Annotated in this window: 4 protein-coding genes and 1 riboswitch; of the genes, 2 read left to right on the top strand and 2 right to left on the bottom strand. The window is 73.5% G+C overall.

Going from position 1 to position 7,692, the window contains the following annotated elements:
• The first annotated feature begins 138 nt into the window (after positions 1 to 138).
• Positions 139 to 1,749, top strand: coding sequence for a malate synthase A (aceB, locus tag ACFV4G_RS38535; RefSeq protein ID WP_380447384.1), 1,611 nt, complete (start codon positions 139 to 141; stop codon positions 1,747 to 1,749).
• A 139-nt stretch (positions 1,750 to 1,888) separates the two neighbouring features.
• Positions 1,889 to 2,746, top strand: a complete 858-nt coding sequence (locus ACFV4G_RS38530; RefSeq protein WP_380447388.1) for a 3-hydroxybutyryl-CoA dehydrogenase — start codon at positions 1,889 to 1,891, stop codon at positions 2,744 to 2,746.
• A gap of 89 nt (positions 2,747 to 2,835) precedes the next feature.
• Here ACFV4G_RS38530 and metE read toward each other — a convergent pair whose 3' ends face one another.
• Together metE and ACFV4G_RS38520 are read right to left on the bottom strand one after the other, a co-directional pair.
• On the bottom strand, positions 2,836 to 5,151 hold the full coding sequence (gene metE / locus ACFV4G_RS38525) for a 5-methyltetrahydropteroyltriglutamate--homocysteine S-methyltransferase (protein WP_380447382.1): 2,316 nt from the start codon (positions 5,149 to 5,151) through the stop codon (positions 2,836 to 2,838).
• Between the two features lie 151 nt (positions 5,152 to 5,302).
• Positions 5,303 to 5,540, bottom strand: a riboswitch (cobalamin riboswitch).
• A 175-nt stretch (positions 5,541 to 5,715) separates the two neighbouring features.
• Positions 5,716 to 7,692 (bottom strand): putative Ig domain-containing protein (locus ACFV4G_RS38520; protein WP_380447380.1); only part of this gene is annotated, 1,977 nt, incomplete at its 5' end.

The following is a 7,692-nucleotide window of genomic DNA, read 5'->3' as shown; positions in this document are numbered from 1 at the left end:
CCGAGTCGGCCGCGGTGCTTTCACCCGCCCCCCCGGGGGCGTCGCGGGGGGGGCGCGCCCGCCAGCCCCCCCCGCGCGGGGCGCGGGGGGGGGGCCGCCGCCCCCGGGCCCCACCCACCCCGCCTCCTGGAGGACCGGATGAGCCAGCCCACCCGTACCGAGGTCCTCGGCGAGCACGAGGACCGCTTCGACGAGATCCTCACGCCCGAGGCACTCGCCTTCCTCGCGCGCCTGCACGACGAGTTCGCCGACCGGCGCACCGGCCTGCTCGCCGAGCGCCGCCGCCGCGCCGCCGCGCTCGCGGCCGGCGGCACGCTCGACTTCCTCCCGCAGACGCGCGCCGTCCGCGAGGACACCACCTGGCGCGTGGCCGGCGCCGGACCCGGCCTCGCCGACCGCCGGGTGGAGATCACCGGCCCGCCCGAGCGCCGGATGACGGTCAACGCGCTCAATTCCGGTGCGAAGGTGTGGCTCGCCGACTTCGAGGACGCCACCGCGCCCACCTGGCACAACCTCGTCTCCGGCCAGCTCAACCTGATCGACGCGATCGAGCGCCGGATCGACGACACGACGCCCGGGGGCAAGCGCTACCGGATCGGCGACGACCCGGCCACCATCGTCGTCCGCCCCCGCGGCTGGCACCTCGACGAGGCCCACCTGCTGATCGACGGCCGCCCGGCCATCGGCGCGCTGGTCGACTTCGGCCTCTACCTCTTCCACTGCGGCCGCCGCCAGATCGAGCGCGGCAGCGGCCCGTACTTCTACCTGCCCAAGCTTGAGAACCACCTCGAAGCCCGCCTCTGGAACGACGTCTTCACCTTCGCCCAGCGCGAGTTGGGCATCCCGTACGGCACCGTCCGCGCGACCGTCCTGATCGAGACCATCACCGCCGCCTTCGAGATGGACGAGATCCTCCACGAACTGCGCGACCACGCGGCCGGGTTGAACGCGGGCCGCTGGGACTACCTGTTCAGCCTCATCAAGAACTTCGCCCACCACGGCCCGCGGTACGTCCTGCCCGACCGCGCGACCCTCACCATGACGCAGCCCTTCATGCGCGCCTACACCGACCTCCTCGTGCGCACCTGCCACCGCCGCGGCGCCCACGCCATCGGCGGCATGGCCGCCGCCGTCCCGCAGCGCGACCCGGCCGCCAACGAGGCCGCCCTCACCAAGGTCCGCGCGGACAAGGAACGCGAGGCCGGCGACGGCTTCGACGGCTCCTGGGTCGCCCACCCCGGTCTCGTCGCCACCTGCCACACCGCCTTCGACGCCGTCCTCGGCGACCGCCCCCACCAGCTCGACCGCACCCGCGAGGACGTCGACGTCACCGCCGCCGACCTGCTCGCCGTCCACCGCCTCTCCCCCGGCCTGCCGACCGACCACGGGCTGCGGTCCAACGTCGCCGTCGCCCTGCGCTACCTCACGGCGTGGCTCGGCGGCGCCGGGGCCGTCGCCGTGTTCGGCCTGATGGAGGACGTCGCCACCGCCGAGATCGCCCGCTGCCAGATCTGGCAGTGGCAGCACCACTGCACCCGGCTGACCGGCGGCTCCCTCGCCACCCCGGACCTGGTGCGCCGCCTGATCGACCGCGAGCGGGCCGCGCTCCTCGGCGAGGGCGTCGAACCCGAACTGCTCGACCACGCGGTGCGGATCCTCGAAGAGACCGCCCTCGGCGACGAACTCCCCGCCTTCCTCACCACCGAGGCGTACGCCCGCCACCTCGTCCGCGTCCGCGCCGCGGCCTGACCCGCCCACCCGTACGGAGGCAGCCTTGAACGAGATCCGCCATCACGAGACCAGCCGTGACGAAGCCGGCCGTCACGAGACCGGCCGTCACGAGACCGGCCGTCACGAGACCGGTCGTGACCAGACCAACCGTGACGCGATCCGCCGCGTCGCCGTCGTCGGCGCCGGCCAGATGGGCTCCGGCATCGCCGAGGTCTTCGCCCGCGCCGGCCTGGACACCATCGTCTGCGAGAGGGACCCGTCCGCACTCCGGGCCGCCCGCGGCCGCATCGACCGCTCCCTGCACCGCGCCGTCGACCGCGGCCGGATCAGCCCGACCGACCGCGAGGACACCTGGGCCCACCTGCTGTTCGCCGACGACCTCGAAGCGCTCGCCGACCGCCAGCTCGTCGTCGAGGCCGTCATCGAGGACGAACACCTCAAGACGGACGTGCTCACCGCGCTCGACAAGGTCCTCGCCGACGACGACGCGGTCCTCGCCACCAACACCTCGTCCATCCCGGTCACCCGCCTCGGCAACACCACCGGCCGTGCCTCGCACGTCCTCGGGCTGCACTTCTTCAACCCGGCCCCGGTGATGCCCCTCGTCGAGCTCGTCTCCTCCCTGCACACCTCCCCACCCGTCCTGGCCCGCGCCGAGGCCTTCGCGCGCGACGTCCTCGGCAAACACGTCGTCCACTCCCGCGACCGTGCCGGCTTCGTCGTCAACGCCCTGCTCGTGCCCTACCTGCTGTCCGCGATCCGGATGGCCGAAGCCGGCCACGCCACCCCCGAGGACATCGACGCCGGCATGGTCCACGGCTGCGCCCACCCGATGGGTCCGCTCCGACTCGCCGACCTCATCGGCCTCGACACCGTCGAGGCGATCGCTCGGTCGATGTACGACGAGTACAAGGAGCCGCTCTTCGCACCCCCGCCCCTGCTCTCCCGCATGGTCGAGGCGGGCCTGCTCGGCCGCAAGACCGGGCAGGGGTTCCACCCGCACCGTGGGGTGTGACCGAGCGGGCCCCGCCGGTGTCCAGGCCTCTGTCGCGGCGGGCCGGACACGGGCGGGGCCTTGTGCTGTCCCCGGGGAAGGGGGTCGGATCAGCCCGCCAGTTCCTCGCGCAGGTGGCGGGCGGCGGCGACGAGGCTGTCGAGGGAGGCGCGGGTCTCCGCCCAGCCGCGGGTCTTCAGGCCGCAGTCGGGGTTGACCCACAGACGCTCGGCCGGGATCGCCGCGAGGCCCGCGCGCAGCAGCGCCACGGCCTCCTCGGTGCTCGGCACGCGCGGGGAGTGGATGTCCCACACCCCCGGACCGACCTCGCGCGGGTAGCCCGCCCCGGCCAGTTCCCCGGCCACCTCCATGTGCGAGCGCGTCGCCTCCAGGGAGATGACGTCCGCGTCGAGCTCGTCGATCGCCGTCATGATCGCGCCGAACTCGGCGTAGCACATGTGGGTGTGGATCTGGGTGTCGGCGCGGACGCCGGAGGTGGCGACACGGAAGGACTCCGTCGCCCAGTCCAGGTAGGCCGGGCGGCCGGCGGCCCGCAGCGGGAGGGTCTCGCGCAGGGCCGGCTCGTCGACCTGGACGACGGCCGCGCCGGCGGCCTCCAGGTCGGTGACCTCGTCGCGCAGGGCGAGGGCGACCTGGCGGGCGGTCTCGGCGAGCGGCTGGTCGTCGCGCACGAAGGACCAGGCGAGCATGGTGACCGGGCCGGTCAGCATGCCCTTGACCGGGCGGTCCGTCAGGCCTTGCGCGTAGCGGAACCAGTCGACGGTCATCGGGTGCGGGCGGGAGATGTCCCCGGCCAGGACCGGCGGGCGGACGTAGCGGGTGCCGTAGGACTGCACCCAGCCGTGGCGGGTGGCGAGGTAGCCGGTGAGCCGCTCGGCGAAGTACTGGACCATGTCGTTGCGCTCGGGCTCGCCGTGGACGAGGACGTCGAGGCCCGCCTTCTCCTGGTAAGCGATGACCTCGCGGACCTCCGCCTCCATGCGCTCCCGGTAGGCGGCGTCGTCGATCCGTCCCGCGCTCAGGTCGGCGCGCGCGAGGCGCAGTTCGGTGGTCTGCGGGAAGGAGCCGATGGTGGTGGTCGGCAGCAGGGGCAGGCCGAGGCGGGCGCGCTGGGCCTCGGCGCGCTGCGGGTAGGCCTGGGCGCGGCGGGTGTCGTCGAGGGTGACGGCGGCGGAGCGGGCGCGGACGGCCGGGTCCCGGGTGATCGGCGAGCCGGCCCGGGAGGCGAGGTCGGCGCGGTTGGCGGCGAGGTCGGCGGTGATCGCCCCGGTGCCCTCGCGCAGACCCCGGGCCAGCAGCGCCGCCTCCGCGGCCTTCTGCTTGGCGAAGGCGAGCCAGCGCAGGATCTGCGGGTCGACGTCGCGTTCGAGCGTGGCGTCGATCGGCACGTGCAGGAGGGAGCAGGACGGCGCGACGTCGATCCGGTCGGCGAGCCCGAGCAGGGTGGCCAGGGTGGCGAGCGACTGCTCCAGGTCGTTGATCCAGATGTTGCGCCCGTCGACCACGCCGGCCACCAGCCGCTTGCCCGGCAGCCCGCCGGCGGCGGCGAGGTCGTCCAGGTTGGCGGCGGCAGGTCCCGTGAAGTCCAGCGCCAGGCCCTCGACCGGGGCCTTGGCGAGGACCGGGAGCGCCTCGCCCAGACGGTCGAAGTAGCTTGCGACCAGCAGCTTCGGACGGTCGGTCAGTGCGCCCAGCTCGCGGTAGGCGCGGGCGGCGGCGTTGAGCTCGGCGGGGGTGCGGTCCTGGACGAGCGCGGGCTCGTCCAGTTGCACCCACTCGGCGCCGGCGGCCTTCAGAGCGGCGAGCAGCTCCGCGTAGACGGGCAGCAGCCGGTCGAGCAGGGTGATCGGCCGGAAGTCGTCGTCGACGCCGGGGGCGGGCTTGGCCAGCAGCAGGTAGGTGACCGGCCCGACCAGCACCGGGCGGGCGGCGTGACCGAGCGCGAGGGCCTCCCGCAGTTCGCCGACCGCCTTGGCCGGATCGGCGGCGAAGGCCGTGCCCGGTCCCAACTCGGGTACCAGGTAGTGGTAGTTGGTGTCGAACCACTTGGTCATCTCCAGCGGCGCGACGTCCTGGGTGCCGCGCGCCATGGCGAAGTACCCGTCCAGCGGGTCGGCATCGACGGCGTCCCGGTGGCGGGACGGGATGGCGCCGACCGCGACGGTGGTGTCCAGCACGTGGTCGTAGAGCGAGAAGTCCCCGGTCGGGATCTCCTCGATGCCGGAGTCGGCGAGCTGCTGCCAGTTTCCCCGGCGCAGGTCGGCGGCGGTGGCGAGCAGCGTCTCGGCGGTGACGGCGCCCTTCCAGTACCCCTCGATCGCCTTCTTGAGCTCCCGGCCCCGGCCCTGGCGGGGGTAGCCGTACGCGGTGGCGAGGGTCGCCGCGGCTGCGGACTTCGTGGTCAAGGGACTCTCCTTCGCGAGTCTGTCTCTCAAGTACCCGGCGACGGGACGAGGACGCGAAGGGATGACGCACCGGGCGAACCGCTGCACGGGCAGCTCCGCCTGGTGTGGTCGCCGACCCGCCCTCGAGGTCACCGGATGGCCGCGCGCGAACGGTCGCACGCGGGCAGCGGGCAGGTCTTCGGACTCGCGGGCACGGCCGGCCCTTGAAGGGCGGTCACCTACTGGCCGTCGCTTCCCAGACCCGGCCCGGGCCCAGTGCGTATGACGGCGGTCGTTCCCACTCACCGCTGCGGGGCAGTCCCGGACTGGCCAGTTGAATGGCGTCACCGGGTTCCCTCTTGCGACGCCCCGCCTGGCGGACGGGGCGAACCAGCTGCACGGCCAGCCTACGGCCTATCCGCGGTCGCTTCGTCGGGGATTCGGCCATTCGTCCGGATGCTGAGACGACGTCAGGAGACGACGTCGGGATTCGGCGCCACCGCGGACGTGCCGGTGGGGCCGCAGTCGGCTGCGGCCCCACCGGTCGTACCTGTCGTACCTGTCGTACCTGTCGGGCCTGGTCGGTCAGGAGGCGTTGAGGGCCGTGTCGTCGATCACGAAGCTGGTCTGGAGCGAGGCGTCCTCGGTGCCGGTGAACTTGATGGTGACGCTCTGCCCGGCGAAGGAGGAGAGGTCGTAGGTGTGCAGGGTGTAGCCGTTGGCCGCGTTGACGTTGGAGAAGGTGGCCAGGGTGGTGGAGTTGGCCTGGACGGTGAGCTTGTCGTAGGCCGTGGTGCCGGTCTCGGCGGTGTCGATGTGCAGCCAGAAGCCGAGCGACGCCTTGCAGCCGGCCGGGATCGTGACGGTCTGGCTCAGGGTGTCGGTGTGGCTGCTGCCGTAGCCGTCGAGCCACGCCTTCCAGGAGCCGGAGCGGGCGGCCTCGCTCGCGGAGTTGTCGATCACGCCGGCGGTCGCGGTCCAGGGCGAGGCGCTACCCGTCTCGAAGCCCGGGTTGCCGAGCAACTGGCCCGCACCGGTGCAGCCGCCGCCCGGGGCGGACACGGCCCAGGTGAAGCTCGTCGAACCGGAGGCGTTGGTGGCGTCCTTCGCCGTCACCGTCACGTTGTACGTGCCCGCCGTCGACGCCGTGCCGCTGATCAGGCCGCTGGAGGCGTCGATGGACAGCCCGGTCGGCAGGCCGCTCGCGCTGTACGTCAGGCTCTGGCCGGAGGCGGAGTCCGTCGCGCGGATCTGCAGGGAGGCTGCACTGCCCGTGGTGGTGCTCTGGTTGCCCGGGTTGGTGACCGTCACGGTGTTGCCCGTGCTGGTGCCGGCCCGGAAGGCGGTCGGGCCGTTCGGCGTGCCGAGGCCGGTCGGGCCGTCGTAGCCGGGGCCCGCGGTGCACAGGTAGGACGGGGAGCAGGTGCCGTTGGCGCCGCTGGTCACGTCGTTGAGCGCACTCGTGTGCTGGTACGGGTACTGGGACGGGTAGTCGCTCGCGCCCGGGGTGCCGGCGTCGGCGTAGACGGCGGCGATGATCGGCGACGAGGCGCTGGTGCCGCCGTAGACGGCCCAGCCGCTGCCGCCGTAGGTCTGGTAGACGGCGACGCCGGTGGCCGGGTCGGCGACCGCGGACACGTCGGCGACGGTCCGGTTGGAGCAGCCGCTGTCGCTCTGCCAGCTCGGCTTGGGGTCGTAGGCCGAGCAGCCGGAGCCGGCGCCGTTGCCGCCCGAGCTGGAGCCCCAGACGGTCTCGTGCCAGCCGCGCGCGCTGGAGTCGCGGGTCAGCGAGGTGCCACCGACGGCGGTGACGTACTGGGAGGCCGCCGGGTACTCGGTGCCGTAGCCGGAGTCGCCCGAGGACACGGTGATGGCGACGCCGGGGTGGTTGAAGTACTGGCTGTCCGAGGAGGTGTCGGTGGAGTCCTCGGGGCCGCCGTAGCTGTTGGACACGAACTTCGCGCCCTGGGCGACGGCCTGGTTGACGGCGGCGCCGAGGTCGGCCATGTTCGCCGAGCTCGCCTCGACCAGCAGGATGTGGGCGTTCGGGGCGGCGGCGGAGACCATGTCGACGTCGAGGGAGATCTCGCCCGCCCAACCGGTGTCGCCGGCCGGGTAGTTGGTGCCGCCGTTCTGGTCGATCTTCTTGAAGCAGCCGTTGGCGGTGGTGCACGCAGGCAGCCCGTACTGCGCGCGGTAGGTCGCCAGGTCGGACTCGGCGTTGGGGTCGTCGTTGGCGTCGACGATGGCGACGGTCTGCCCGGCGCCGCCGTTGTTCGACAGGCCGTAGGCGCTCTGCAGGTCGGTCGGCCCGAGGCCGGACGGGTTCACGTCGGGCGAGACCGCGCTGAGGGAGAACGCGTGCGGCTGCACCACGTCGGTGCGCACCAGGGCGTCGCAGGACTTCTGGTGACGCTGGGCCGGCTGGGCGCAGGAGTGCCTGACGTTCGCGCCGGAGGTGGCGGCCGCGGGGGGGGGGGGCGCCCCCACGGCGAGGGCCCCGGCCACCACCGGACCGACCGCGAGCCTCGCGGTGGTGGGGCGGTGTACGCCCGGCCGCCG

Source organism: Kitasatospora sp. NPDC059747 (assembly GCF_042732955.1).
GTDB lineage: Bacteria > Actinomycetota > Actinomycetes > Streptomycetales > Streptomycetaceae > Kitasatospora.
Note: the sequence above shows the minus strand (reverse complement) of the source record. Positions and strands in the feature narration are given on the sequence as shown.

Bases quoted from the DNA above. Each gene is read 5' to 3' on its own strand.
- aceB (WP_380447384.1), top strand. From the start codon at position 139: ATGAGCCAGCCCACCCGTACCGAGGTCCTCGGCGAGCACGAGGACCGC.